Below are 13,098 nucleotides of genomic sequence, written 5' to 3' on the forward strand. Positions count from 1 at the left end.
CCGCAGTCAGGGACGAATCCAACCGGCGACACCACAAATACGAGAGTTCTGCCGGAACGCGGTGTGCAACATCGCGGATTCCGCGATTACCTGCGGCCACGGAGATGAAGAACCAGTGGCCCTTCTGCGCCGTGCGCAGACAAGGACACAGCGCGGACGACAGGATTCCGGAGCGGCTCGGGTGAACAACTCTCCGCCTTGCACAGACACACAAGCCCGCGGATTACCGCGCACGTTGCCGCACGGGGCGCCGCCTTTCGCGTGAAAGGAGGCGAGTTGCTGCTCGGAGTTGAAGGGTTGCTGATTTCAGCCTCGGTGGCCAGTGTTCAACCGCGGAATGTCCGGTGTCGCACACTGCGTTCCGGTGAACTCCTGCGTCTATGGTGACCGCCGGTTGGATTCGCCCCTGACTCGCGGAGGGCGTGCCAAGTTGAGGAGTGACATGTCGAAAGCATCCAAGTCCTGGGCGGGGGCCTTCCTCGCGGCGGCCGTTGCGGCCGGCCTCACGGCGACGGCGATCCCGGCCCAGGCCGGGACCCGGGCCGCGCCCGCCGCCCACCCGCCCAAGGCCGCGCCCGTGGTGGTGGCGAGCGGCCTGCACAACCCGCGCGCGGTCCGGGTCCAGGCCGACGGCTCGGTCCTGGTGACGGAGGCCGGCAACGGCTCGGGAGGCCCCTGCACGACGCCGGGCACCCGGTGCCTGGGCCTCACCGGCTCCCTCTACCGGGTGAAGGGCTCCCGGCAGGGCCGTGTCGTCACCGGCCTGCCCTCCGAGATGGGCGTCCGGGCCGACGGCAGCACCGCGGTCAACGGGGCGATCCAGGCCGAGGCCACCGCGAAGGGCACCTACCGTGTGGTCTACGGCCTGAACGGCACCCCCGCCATCCGTGCGGCCCTCGGCCCGGACGCGGCGCCGCTGGGCACACTGAGCATCGCGGGCGGCAGGGCCCTGGGGGACCTCGCCGACCACGAGGGCCGGCTCGACCCCGACTCCGTGCTCGGCAACAACGAGGTCTTCTCCAACCCGCACAACTTCGCCAGGGACGGCCGCGACTTCCTGGTCACCGACGCCGCCGCCAACACCCTGATCCGGGTCCACCCCGACGGCACCACCACGACCGAGTTCGTCTTCCCCAACAGCATCCTGCCCGCCGCCTCCCCGGCCGGTCAGCCGCTGGCACCGGCCGGCCAGACCGAGGCGGTGCCGACCGGCATCGTGCGCGGCCGCGACGGCGCCTTCTACCTCGCCACCATGGGCGGCATGCACGAGGGCCTCAGCCGTGTCTGGCGCTACGTTCCCGGCAGCCGGCCGACCGTCTTCGCCACCGGCCTGACCGACGTCACCGACCTCGCCCTGGCCCCCAACGGCGACCTGATCGCCCTGTCCTACGGCACCAGGACCTCGCTCCCGCCGGCCGACCCGGGCCCCGGCGCGCTGACCCGGATCAACAAGAAGACGGGCGCCCTCACCCCGATCGACACCGGCAACCGCCTGAATATGCCCGCGGGCGTGACCGTCAGCCGCAACGGTGACATCTACGTCACCAACAACGTACTCGGCACCAGCGGCCAGCTCCTGAAATTCCCGGCCCGCTGACCGGTACAGCTGCCCTTTCCCCGCCACCACGGCACCCACCGCGCAATACACCGGCGGCCACGCCGCGCAAGGCGGGGGAGCCGCTCTCCGGACCACGCACGGAATCCGTTCGTCCGCACTCCGCCCTCACCCGGCGCACGGAGCCGGACGGTTACCGATTCCTGCCCGTGCGGCCGGTGCGCCCACATCCCCCTTTCCGATGTTGCACAGTGCGTTCCGGTCAACTCCTGCGCCTATGGTGACCGCCGGTTGAATTCACCCACTTCTTGTGGGGGGCGTGCCGAGTTGAGGAGTGACATGTCGAAAGCATCCAAGTCCTGGGCGGGGGCCTTCCTGGCGGCGGCGGTCGTGGGCAGCCTCACGGCGACGGTGATCCCGGCCCAGGCCGGGACCCGGGCCGCGTCCGCCGCCCACCCGCCCAAGGCCGCGGCGCCCGTGGTGGTGGCGAGCGGCCTGCACAACCCGCGGGGCGTCACGGTGCAGCCCGACGGCTCGGTCCTGGTCGCGGAGGCCGGCAGCGGCCCGGCCACCCCCTGCACGGCGTCGCCCGGCGCCATCACCCGGTGCCTGGGCTTCACCGGCTCCCTCTACCGGGTCAAGGGCTCCCGGCAGAGCCGTGTCGTCACCGGCCTGCCCTCCGAGCTGATCTACCGCACCGACGGCTCCAGCCTGGTCACCGGAGCACTGCGGTCCGAAGCCGGCCGCAACGGCGCCTACCGGGTGGTCTACGGCCTCAGCGGCCTGCCCGCGGACCGTGCGGCGCTCGGCGCGGGCAGCGGGCCGCTCGGCACGCTGAGCATCGCACGGGGCAAGGTGCTGGGGGACCTGGCCGAGCACGAGGCCCGCCACGACCCCGACTCCGTGACCGGCAACAACGAGGTCTTCTCCAACCCGGCCGACTTCGCCCGCGACGGCCGTGACTTCCTGGTCACCGACGCCGGCGCCAACGACCTGATCCGGGTCCACCCCGACGGCACCACCACGACCGAGTTCGTCTTCCCCAACAACGTGCTGCCCGCCGCCGCTTCGGCCGTCCGGCCCCTGACCCCGGCCGGACAGGCCCAGGCGGTGCCGACCGGCATCGTGCGCGGCCACGACGGCGCCTTCTACATCTCCGACATGAGCGCCCTGCGGCAGGGCCTCGGCCGTGTCTGGCGTTATGTCCCCGGCAGTTCGCCGACCGTCTTCGCCACCGGCCTGACCGACGTCATCGACCTCGCCCTGGCCCCCGACGGCGACCTGATCGCCCTGTCCTACAACACCGGCACCTCGACCGCCCCGCTGCCCGGCGCGCTGACCCGGATCAACAAGAAGACGGGCGCCCTCACCCCGATCGACACCGGCAACCGCCTGACCGTGCCGCTGGGCGTGGCCGTCGGCCCGCGCGGTGACATCTACGTCACCAACAACGCCCTGGGCACCAGCGGCGAACTCCTGAAGTTCCCGGCCCGCTGACCTGCTTCCCCCCGGGCCGCCCGAGCCTGGGGGGACGGCACCCCCTTTCGCGCACGGACACCCCCCGCGGCACAGGCCACCCCGGGGCCACGGCCCGCCCGCCCGCCGGGCGCGCGGGCGCCCCGCACGCGCGCAAGGCCACGGGCGTACCTCGCCCGCGGCCTCCCCGCCCGCCTGGCCGGACCTCAGCAACGTGTCCGGCCCGGCGGCTGCCCTCTCCTCACCCGACCGCGATGGCCTGCACCGGACAGGCCCGTACAGCCTCGCGCACCAGCGGTTCACCCGCGCCGTCCTCACGGCCGGGCAGGACCTCGCTGAGACCGTCGTCGTCCTGCGTGAAGACGCCCGGGGCGGTGAGCGCGCACATGCCCGCGCCCATGCACCGGTCCTTGTCGACGTGGATCCGCATGCTCATCACCTACCAGGTGGCCGGGAGTTCGATCATGCCCTGCAACGTGGTCCCCGGTTTGAAGGGGATCTCCCGCGCGGGCACCGCGAGCTTCAGGCCGGGCAGCCGCTCGAACAGGGTGCGCAGCGCGATCTCGATCTCGGCCCGGGCCAGGTTCTGCCCCAGGCACTGGTGCATGCCGAAACCGAACGCGAGGTGGTGGCGGTCCGGGCGGTGCCAGTCCAGCTCGTCGGGCTCGCTGTGGACCGCGTCGTCACGGTTGATCAGGGACGTCGACATCATGACGCCGTCGTTGGCGCGGATCGTCTGCCCGCCGAATTCGATGTCCTGCGTCGCCACCCGCATCCCGCCCTCGGCGACGGACAGGAAACGCAGCAGCTCCTCGACGGCCGCGGGCATCAGCTCCGGGTTCGCGCGCAGTTCGGCGAGCCGGTCGGGGTGCTCCAGCAGCGTGAACGTCCCCAGAGAGATCATGTTCGTGGTGGTCTCGTGCCCGGCGACGACCAGCAGGGCCGCCAGCGCCATCAACTCGTCGCGCTGGATGACCCCTTCGGCGAGCTGCTCGTGGATCAGTTCGTCGAGCAGTCCGTCACCGGGCTCGCGCTGCTTGTGCTCGATCAGCGCGCCCAGGTAGGCGTCAAGCCGCTCCCCGGCCTGCTGCGTGTCCGCGACCGTCGGGCCGGCCAGCAACCGCCGAGACTGCTCCTCGAAGAACTCGTGATCGGCGTACGGCACACCGAGCAGGAGACACATCACCTGGGACGACACCGGCAACGCGAACGTGCTCACCAGCTCGGTCTGCGGGCCCTGGGCGATGATGTCGTCGATGAGCCGATCGACGATCTCCTGGACCCGGGGGCGCAGCGCGGAGATGCGTTTGGCCGTGAAACTGGGAATCACTGTCCGCCGCAGCGCCTTGTGTTCGGGATCGTCCATGCCCAGCAGGGACAGACGGCGCCCGCGGACACGGTTCTTGAAGCCCTCGGTCGGCGAGGGGAACGCCTCGTTGTCCTGGTCGGCGGACAGCCGCGGGTCGCTGAGCAGCTCCCGGGCCGCGGCGAATCCGGTGACGAGCCACACCGAGCGCCCGTCGTAGAGCCTGACCCTGGACAGCGGACGGGCCGCGCGCAGCGGGTCGTACCCGGCCGGTGGGTGGTAGGGACACGTACGGTCCTGGGGGAAGGCGACGAGTTCTTCCGTCACGGCTTCTTGCGTCATGGATGCCTCGCAACTGTAGAAGCAGGGGAACCGGGGCAGGCGGCCAAAACTCCAGCGGCGCCGCACGGTTGGGCGGCCGCCGTGTCGATCGGGGTGAGGGCTCCCGCCTTCCGGCCCCTGCGGGTCAGGGCGCCGGGCACGGCTGCCGCTGCCGGGAAGGACCCCGTCCACGGCATGCTCGCCCTCGACATGGCGCTCCCGGACTCGGCGTGCCCTCTGCCGCCAGGGGCGGATCCGACCGGCGCCACCATAGACGCGCGCGACGGCCGCCACCCGGTGTGCAACATCGGAACCTCCGCCCTCGGACACCGGCCGCACCGGCAAGAACCGCACCGCTGTGCCACCGTGTGCAGGTGAGGGCGGGTCCACGCGGAAGGAACCCGTTGCGGGCTCCTGGCAGCGCCCTCCACCGCGTTTCCACCGGTGTGAGACGGCGCCTCAACCGGCGGCCGGCGGCCGCCGGTGCGCGCACGGTCCGCGAGACCGCCCGGATCGGCCCTCTCCTCAGGCGATCCCCTAGGCCCCCCAGGTAAACTGAAGGGACGCGCCGCCCGGGTGTGATGCCTTGTCAGCCGGTGGGAGAAGGGCGCGGCCGAGGGGGGCGGCGACACCATGAGCGTGCAGTCCGAGTTAGGCGACGGCCGGTTCGATCCGGGTCTCAGCGCGGTCCTGAGCGAACGGCGCCAGCTGATCAATCTCGCGTACCGGTTCCTCGGCTCGGTGGCCGACGCCGAGGACGTCGTCCAGGAGACGTACGCCCGCTGGTACGCCATGTCCCCGCAGCAGCGGCAGGACATCGCGTCCCCCGGCGGATGGCTGACCAAGGTCGCCAGCCGCATCTGCCTCGACCTGCTCGGCTCGGCACGGGCCAAGCGCGAGACGTACGTGGGCGAATGGGTGCCGGAGCCGCTGCCCGATCGTATGGAGTGGTTCAGCGGGCGGTCCGGCGGCGCCGGCGACCCCGCCGACCGGGTCACCCTCGACGAGTCGGTCAACATGGCCTTCCTCATCGTGCTCGAGTCGATGACCCCGGCCGAGCGCGTGGCCTTCATCCTGCACGACGTCTTCCACTATTCGTTCGCGGAAGTGGCGGAGATCGTCGGCCGGACACCGGCTGCGTGCCGCAAGCTGGCCTCGTCGGCCCGCCGCCGCATGCGCGGGCAGCAGGCCCCCGCGACCGCGGCGGCCGCGGTCCAGCGCGCGGGCGTCGTACGGGACTTCAAGCAGGCATGGGAGGCCCAGGACATCGAGGCCCTCATCGGCCTTCTCGACCCCGACGCCACGACGATCACCGACGGCGGCGGCCTGGTCGGGGCCCAGCTCCACCCCGTCGAGGGCGGCGAGCAGGTCGCCCGCTTCTTCATCGACTCCGCGGGCACCGCACCGGGCCTGACGATCCTGGAGTGCAAGGTCAACGGCCAGCCCGGTCTGGTGCTGCAGCGTGAGGGCGTCGCCCTGTCGGTGCTGGCGTTCGACGTGGCGGGCGACCGGATCAAGCACATCTGGGCGGTGCTCAACCCCGACAAGCTCCGGTCCTGGATGCTCTGACGGAGCGTGCGGGTGCCTTCGGGCCGGCGCGGGCCGTACTCACTGCGAGACGGCCCGCGCCGGCGTTGTGACGCGCTCTGCCCGCGTCCGCCCCACACAGGGCACCGTCGGCCGCCCGGTGCACGGGGAACGCCCCGGGACGCCGCGTTGTGCGGCGTCCCGGGGCGTCTGCCGCCGCATCACGCGGCGTCCGTCTCCCGCTGGCTATCCGAGCTGGCCGGGCTGGTAGCTGCCACCCTGCTGCCGGGTGATGACACCCAGACGGTTGGTGGCGTTGATGAGGGCGATGAGCGTCGACAGGGCGACGAGCTCCTCCTCGTTGTAGTGCTTGGCGGCATCGGACCAGGCCTCGTCCGTCACACCGCCGGCCGCGTCGGCGATACGGGTGCCCTGCTCCGTCAGCTCCAGGGCGGCGCGCTCGGCGTCGGTGAACACCGTGGACTCGCGCCAGGCCGCGACCAGGTTGACCCGCACCGTGGTCTCCCCGGCGTGCGCGGCGTCCTTGGTGTGGATGTCGGTGCAGAAGCCGCAGCCGTTGATCTGGCTGGCGCGGAGCATGACCAGGTCCTGCGTTGCCTTCGGCACCGTCGTGCCGTCGAAGATCGCCTTGCTCGCCGAGGCGATGTACTTCAGGGCCTTGCCTGCGAGCGGGCTGGCGGAGAGGTTCAAGCGGGCTTCCATGACGCATCCCTCAATGTTTGTCGGCAGGTACATCTCTACGACGACACAGCCCCGCGAAATGTGAGGCCGCCGCATGTGACGCGCGTCTCCTGCCGGGCCGCGCGCCGCAAGCGGGCCCGCCGCTCCCGGCCGGGCCCGGCGTCAGGGCTGTAGACGGGTGACCGACCACCCCTGGTCCCTGTGTTCGTAGCGGAGCCGCTCGTGCAGCCGGTCGGTGCCATCGGACCAGAACTCCAGGCACCGGGCGGACAGTTCGAAACCGACGAAGGTGTCGGGACGCGGATGCGGGGCGGAGCCGGCGAGCCGGGCCGCGCGCTCGCGCAGGTCCGCCGCGTCCGCCAGCGGCTCGCTCTGCCGGGACGCCACCGTCATGGCATGGGTGAACACCGGTCGGGCCGCCCACAGGGCGTCCGACGCCGCGTCGGACACCTGCCGTACCGGCCCGCTGACGCTGACCTGACGGCTGGTCTCCCGCCAGTACAGAAGACCCGACGCCCACGGGTTCTCGCTCATCTCCCGGCCCTTGCGGCTGCCCCGGTGACTGGCGAAGAGCAGACCGCGGTCGGTCACCCGCGCCAGCACGACCGTGCGGACCGAGGCGCGGCCGCGGGCGTCGGCCGTGGCGAGCGCCATCGCGGCCGGCTCCCGTACATCCAGTTCCCGCGCCTCTCGCAGCCATCCGCGCAGCAGCGCGACCGGGTCTGCGACCGGGTCCTCGTACTCCGGGAACGGCACCTGGAGGGTGCCCGTGAGGCTCTCCGACCTGCTCGCTGTCATGTTCTTCCTTTCCGGCCGCGTGGGCCGCTCAGACGAGAAGGATGCCGCGGGCCACGATCACGCAGTCGCCGCCGACCTCGACACTGGCGAAGTCCTCGCCGCTGCCGCCGATGCGGGCGAGCATGCGGGAGGGGCGGCCCATGTCGACGCCCTGCATGATCTCGGCGCTCCGCCCCTGGGTGAGGGCCCCGTGCCGCAGCAGATGGATGACCAGCGGGCCGGCGGCCGACCCGGTGGCCGCGTCCTCGACCACCCCGTAGGCGGGCGAGAACATCCGGGTGCGCCAGTGGGCCCCGGAGCCGGCGAAGCAGTTGGCCGCCATGTCCTCGAAGCGCGACAGGGCGCGGTGGTCGGGGCGCAGAGCGGACAGCGCGGCGGCGCTCTCCACGCCGACGAACACATGGCGTGGCCCGTTGCGGTAGATGTCCACCGGGAGCGTCGACTTGCGCACGCCCAGCGCGTCGAGGAGTTCACCGGCCCGCTCGAACGGCTCCCAGGTCGGGATCGGCTGCCGCATCCGGGCCCCGGTCACCCGGCCGTCCCGGCGGAGCAGTTCGAAGGGGATCGTGCCCATGGCCGTCTCCAGGCGCAGCGTGTCGCCGTCGGTGCGTTCACCGAGCGCGGCGGCCGTCCCCAGCAGTGGGTGGCCGGCGAACGGCAGCTCGTTGACCGGGGTGAAGATACGGATCCGGGCGTCGCCGCCGTGCCGCGGGCGCAGCACGAAGGTGGTTTCCGAAAGGTTCATCTCCCGTGCGATGCGCTGCATCAGCGGCGCGGACAGGTCGTCGCCGTCGAAGAAGACCGCCACGGGGTTGCCCTGGAGACGCACCCGGGTGAAGGCGTCCACGACGAGATACCGGTGCATGCCGCTCACCGGGTTCCGGTGCCGGATTTGCCGTGCCGTCCCCGCGGCCCGGTCATCGACGTCACCGCCGCGCGGCTTCGCGGGCCCGGCCCCGGGCCGGCGGAGGCGGCGGCCAGGCGGGCCGCGTCGATCCCCAGCGCCGTGCGCACGGCCTGCGCCAGCAGCCCGGGGCCGTCGGGGGTGAGCACGGACTCCGCGTGGAACTGCATCGACGCGAAGTGCGGGCCGCGCAGCGCGTGCACCTCGCCGGTGGCGAGGTCCCGGGCCGCCTCGACCAGACCGACCCCGTCGACGAGCACGCTGTCGCTCGCCCCGTGGGCCGCGTACGTGTTGTAGAAGCCCACCCGCACCCGCTCCCCGAAGAGGTCGATCTCCTTCTGCACACCCTGGTTGGGCAGCTCCCGGCGGATCAGCTCGAACCCCAGGCGCAGGGCGAGCATCTGATGGCTCAGGCACACCGCCACGAACGGCCGCCGCCCCTGGAGCAGGGTGCGCACCGCGCCGCGCAGGCTCTCCATGCGGGGGTGCCCCGGCTCGGCGGGGTCGCCCGGGCCCGGGCCGAGCACCACCAGGTCGCGGCCGTCGAAGGTGTACGCCTCGTCGAACCGCCGCACCGTCACGACCAGGCCCAGCGCCCGCAGCTGATGGGCGATCATCGCGGTGAAGGTGTCCTCCATGTCGATCACGAGGACGGTGCGCCCGGCAAGCTCCGGCGGGGAGACGACCGCCGGGCCGCCCGAGTGCAGCCAGAACGGGGCCAGTTGGTCGTTACGCCGTTCCAGGGCGGCCCGCACGTCGGGATGCTGGGCGAACGAGATGCCGTCGCCCGCCTCCAGGGCGGCGATCAGCCCGGCCGCCTTGGCCCGGGTCTCGGCCGCCTCGGCCTGCGGCCAGGAGTGGCGCACCAGCGTGGAGCCGACGCCGATCCGCAGCCGCCCGCCGCCGTCGATCTCCGCGGTACGGATGAGGATGGCCGAGTCCAGCGTCCGCGCACCCCGCCCGTCATGGCCGATGAGCGCGGCGACCCCGCTGTAGTAGCCGCGGCCCCCCTGTTCGTACTGGGCGATGACCCGGCAGGCGCTCTCCAGCGGGCTTCCGGTCACGGTCGGCGCGAACATCGTCTCGCGCAGGATCTCGCGCGGGTCACGGCCGGTGCGGCCCTCGATGAAGTACTCGGTGTGCGCCAGGCGGGCCATCTCCTTGAGGTAGGGGCCCCTGACCTGGCCGCCGGACACGCAGATCCGGGCCATCATCTTCAGTTCCTCGTCGACCACCATGCACAGCTCGTCGGTCTCCTTGGCGTCGTCCAGGAAGTCCATGACGCCGGGCAGGGTGGGCCCGCTCGGCGGATAGCGGTAGGTCCCGCTGATCGGGTTCATCACCGCCAGTCCGTCCTCGACGCTGATGTGCCGCTCCGGCGACGCCCCCACGAAGGTGCGCTCGCCGGTGTGGATGACGAAGGTCCAGTACGCGCCCGACTCGCTCTCCAGCAGGCGACGGAAGACGGCCAGCGCGCTGTGCGGCCCGTAGCCGGTGATGTCCGCGACGAAGGAGCGCCGGATGACGAAGTTCGCGCCGGCGCCCGTGCCGATCGCCTCCCGCACGACGTCGCGCACCGTCTGCGCGTAGGCGTCGTCGTCCTGGTCGAAGGAGCCCCCAGACAGGGGCGTCGCCACCCGCGGCAGCCGGCTCAGCGCCTCGTATAGGGGCACCGTCTCCTGTCCGGTGACCGTCATCGCCAGCAGCGGCGCACCGTCGTCGGGGCAGGCGTAGCCCAGTTCGGAGATCTGCCGGTAGGGCACCACCACCAGCTGCTCGTGCCGGGCGCCGGAAGCGGCCGGGGGAGGCTCGGCCAGCGGGATCTGCGCCAGCGTCGCGGGCCGCGACACCTCGCCCGTCAGGACGTCGAGGCGGTCGGGCCCGGTGGCCTCGGGCCGGTACAGCAGGGCGTATGCGGCGGGCGGCGCCGTCAGGATCCGCTCCAGGAGCGCGCTCACCCCACCAGCTCCTTGGTCGTCACGACCCGGGCGCACAGCGCCGCGGCGTACTCGAGCGCCAGACGGTGCTGCCGCTCGGAGAAGTCGGCGACGGCGTCGGCGACGAGGAAGGTCTCGATGTCCCGGCTGAACGCGTCCACCGCGGTGGCCAGTACCCCGATGTGCGCGTACACGCCGCACAGCACCAGCTGGTCGCGGCGCCGGTCACGCATCCAGGCCGACAGCCGGGAGCGGTAGAAGGCGCTGTAGCGCCATTTGGCGAACACCGGTTGGTCGGTGTCCGGTTCCAGTGCGGTGGCGATCGCGCGGTCCTCTGCGGAGGCGCGCATGCCCGGACCCCAGAAGTCCTTGAGCAGGCCGCGGTCACGCGCACCCATGTCGCCGGACTGGGCGGTGTAGGCGATGGGCACATCGAGCAGCGCGCAGTGCTCGCGCAGCCGGACGGCGTTGTCCAGCAGTTCCTGGCGCAGCGGGGCGGGCAGCGCGGCAAGGAAGTAGCGCTGCATGTCGTGCACGAGGAGCACCGCGCGGCCGGGGTCGAATTCCCAGGGAGCGGGGCCCGCGGGCAGCTGGCCCGTGGTCGGAAGCGGATAGGCGGAGATGGCCGGGATGCCGGTCATGAACGGGCTCTCCAGTTCCTCAGGTGGGGATTCCGGCGCGCCTGATCTCCGGTACGGGGATGCCCAGCGAACGCAGTTGCTCGAAGGGGTTCATGAACTCGCGGTTCTGCACGATCTTCCCGTCGTCGAGGGCGAAGGAGTGCAGGAAGTGGTTCTCGTAGTAGCCCTCCGGATAGCCGGGGAAGCAGATCTTGCCGTGGCCGTCGCACTCCACCCAGAAGAAGCCGGGGTCCTGCGTCTCGAAAACCTGGATGTTGTACCACTCCCAGTCCGGGAAGCACTTCAGCGACCAGACGCCGTGCTCGGCCAGGCGGTCGCGGCCCCGGATGACGATGGGCGCGCCGGTGTCGTTGGTCCACAGGCCGCCGCTGCCGTCCTCGACGAACAGCTCGTGCCGGCGCAGACGGCTCTCGCCCTTGGTGTCCGCCAGGTACTTCTCTACGGTGGCGCGGTTCTTGCGGCGCAGTGCGGCGGCGTCGGTGAAGCCGTGTGGTGCGGCGTCGGCCATGGGATCCCCTCGCGGCGTAGGTGGGCGCACGGCGCCGAAGGACGGCACTGCGGCCGAAATAAAGAGGAAAAGGTCAAAGGGTCGCGGGCAAGCATGTCCTCCCCGACTCGGCCAGGGCTTGGCGGCCGGTCGAGGACGGCTCGACAGCCGCCGCCCGCCCGCCGCACCGGCGCCGCGCCGCGGGCGGCGTCCGCCTGCGGCTCAGGCGCTTTTCGACCGGACCGCGATGCACGCGGCGCAGGCTAGGACACGAACGGATCCGGTTGAGGTGCCTCGTGAGAGGCGGGAGAGAGGCGAAGCGCCCGATGACAGCTGTTGACCCCGACGCCGCGGGAACCTTCCCCCACCCGGCCGATGCGGAAGCGGCCGCCTCCCCGGACACGCCCGCCGGCACGGTCGATGCCTTCAGGGAGCCGACCGAGCAGCTGCTCGAACTGTCCCTGGGCTACCTGTACTCGGCGGCGCTGCACACCGCGGCCCGCTACGACATCGCCGACCTGCTGGCCGACGGCCCGCGCACCCCCGCGGAGCTGGCCCGCGCGGCCGGCGTCGACGGGCCGCAGCTGTACCGGGTGTTGCGCTTCCTCGCCACCAAGGGTGTCTTCCGCGAGGACGAGACCGGCCGCTTCCACCTCACCCCGCTCGCCGAACCGCTGCGCAGCGACGCCGAGCGCTCCCTGCGCGACTACGTCCTGGTGCGCGGCGAGGAGGTCTTCTGGCACTCCGCAGCCCGGCTGCACGAGGCGGTACGCACCGGACGGACCGCCTTCGAGGGCCTGTACGGCGTCCCCTTCTACGACTACGTGGCGGCCGACCCCGACCTGGCGGCGGCGTTCAACGCCAGCATGGCGGCCTTCTCGGGGACACTCACCAACGACGTTGCCGCGGCCTGCGACCTCGACGGCGCCAAGAGCGCCGTCGACGTGGGCGGCGGCCGTGGCGGCCTGCTGCACGCCCTGCTGCGGCGCCATCCGCAGCTGACGGGCACGCTGTTCGACCTGGAGTCCGTCGTGAGCGCCCATGTGCTGGACACCCCGGAGCTGACGGGCCGCTGGCGCGCCAAGGCGGGGGACTTCTTCACCTCGGTCCCCCCAGGGGCCGATGTCTACCTCCTCAAGCACGTGCTGGCCAGCTGGCCGGACGAGGAGTGCGTCCGCATCCTGCGCAGCTGCCGCCGGGCGATGCCCGGACACGGCCGGCTGCTCGTCATCAACGCGCTGGTCCCGCCCGGCAACGAGCCGCACCCCGGCAAGACCATCGACATGGTCATGATGACGGTCCTCAACGGCAAGAGCCGCACGCGCGCGCAGTACGAAGCGCTGCTCGCCCAGGCCGGGTTCGCCGTGACGGGCGTGGTGGAGGCCTCACCGCACGCGTCGGTCGTCGAGGCGGCCGTGCGGCACTGACGCCGTGCCGGGCGACC

Annotated in this window: 12 protein-coding genes; 4 read left to right on the forward strand and 8 right to left on the reverse strand. The window is 72.1% G+C overall.

Features of this window, described 5'->3' with window-relative positions; all coding sequences use genetic code 11:
• The first annotated feature begins 442 nt into the window (after positions 1–442).
• Both OHU34_RS43200 and OHU34_RS43205 read left to right on the forward strand, forming a co-directional pair.
• Positions 443–1,597, forward strand: coding sequence for a ScyD/ScyE family protein (locus tag OHU34_RS43200; RefSeq protein ID WP_405764021.1), 1,155 nt, complete (start codon positions 443–445; stop codon positions 1,595–1,597).
• Between the two features lie 297 nt (positions 1,598–1,894).
• A complete protein-coding gene (locus OHU34_RS43205; protein WP_405764019.1) occupies positions 1,895–3,052 on the forward strand; it encodes a ScyD/ScyE family protein in 1,158 nt (385 codons plus the stop codon).
• A gap of 220 nt (positions 3,053–3,272) precedes the next feature.
• On the opposite strand, the gene OHU34_RS43210 is transcribed toward OHU34_RS43205, so the two are convergent.
• Entirely contained in the window at positions 3,273–3,461 is a 189-nt protein-coding gene (locus OHU34_RS43210; protein WP_142270684.1) for a ferredoxin, read from the reverse strand.
• A gap of 9 nt (positions 3,462–3,470) precedes the next feature.
• Positions 3,471–4,679: a cytochrome P450 gene (locus OHU34_RS43215; RefSeq protein ID WP_142270683.1), complete on the reverse strand. Its 1,209-nt coding sequence runs from the start codon at positions 4,677–4,679 to the stop codon at positions 3,471–3,473.
• 612 nt (positions 4,680–5,291) lie between these two features.
• Between OHU34_RS43215 and sigJ the strand changes: the two genes are divergently transcribed.
• Positions 5,292–6,227, forward strand: coding sequence for an RNA polymerase sigma factor SigJ (gene sigJ / locus OHU34_RS43220; protein ID WP_142270682.1), 936 nt, complete (start codon positions 5,292–5,294; stop codon positions 6,225–6,227).
• A 204-nt stretch (positions 6,228–6,431) separates the two neighbouring features.
• On the opposite strand, the gene OHU34_RS43225 is transcribed toward sigJ, so the two are convergent.
• From OHU34_RS43225 to OHU34_RS43250, 6 genes are all read right to left on the reverse strand, one after another.
• Entirely contained in the window at positions 6,432–6,908 is a 477-nt protein-coding gene (locus OHU34_RS43225; RefSeq protein ID WP_142270681.1) for a carboxymuconolactone decarboxylase family protein, read from the reverse strand.
• Positions 6,909–7,049: 141 nt separating this feature from the next.
• A complete protein-coding gene (gene phzG, locus OHU34_RS43230; RefSeq protein ID WP_142270680.1) occupies positions 7,050–7,685 on the reverse strand; it encodes a phenazine biosynthesis FMN-dependent oxidase PhzG in 636 nt (211 codons plus the stop codon).
• Positions 7,686–7,713: 28 nt separating this feature from the next.
• Complete coding sequence (locus tag OHU34_RS43235) at positions 7,714–8,550, reverse strand: PhzF family phenazine biosynthesis protein (protein ID WP_142270747.1); 837 nt, start codon at positions 8,548–8,550, stop codon at positions 7,714–7,716.
• 5 nt (positions 8,551–8,555) lie between these two features.
• Positions 8,556–10,547 (reverse strand): anthranilate synthase family protein, encoded by a 1,992-nt coding sequence (locus tag OHU34_RS43240; RefSeq protein WP_200840144.1) that lies wholly within the window; start codon positions 10,545–10,547, stop codon positions 8,556–8,558.
• A complete protein-coding gene (locus OHU34_RS43245) occupies positions 10,544–11,167 on the reverse strand; it encodes an isochorismatase family protein (protein WP_142270679.1) in 624 nt (207 codons plus the stop codon). The genes OHU34_RS43240 and OHU34_RS43245 overlap by 4 nt, the downstream gene beginning before the upstream one ends.
• Positions 11,168–11,186: 19 nt before the next feature.
• A complete protein-coding gene (locus OHU34_RS43250) occupies positions 11,187–11,675 on the reverse strand; it encodes a PhzA/PhzB family protein (protein ID WP_142270678.1) in 489 nt (162 codons plus the stop codon).
• Positions 11,676–11,980: 305 nt separating this feature from the next.
• Between OHU34_RS43250 and OHU34_RS43255 the strand changes: the two genes are divergently transcribed.
• The gene (locus OHU34_RS43255) at positions 11,981–13,081 is read left to right on the forward strand and encodes a methyltransferase (RefSeq protein ID WP_142270677.1); all 1,101 of its coding nucleotides are present in this window, start codon (positions 11,981–11,983) and stop codon (positions 13,079–13,081) included.
• The last annotated feature ends 17 nt before the right edge of the window (positions 13,082–13,098 follow it).

Source organism: Streptomyces sp. NBC_00080 (assembly GCF_045041255.1).
Taxonomy (GTDB): Bacteria; Actinomycetota; Actinomycetes; order Streptomycetales; family Streptomycetaceae; genus Streptomyces; species Streptomyces coriariae.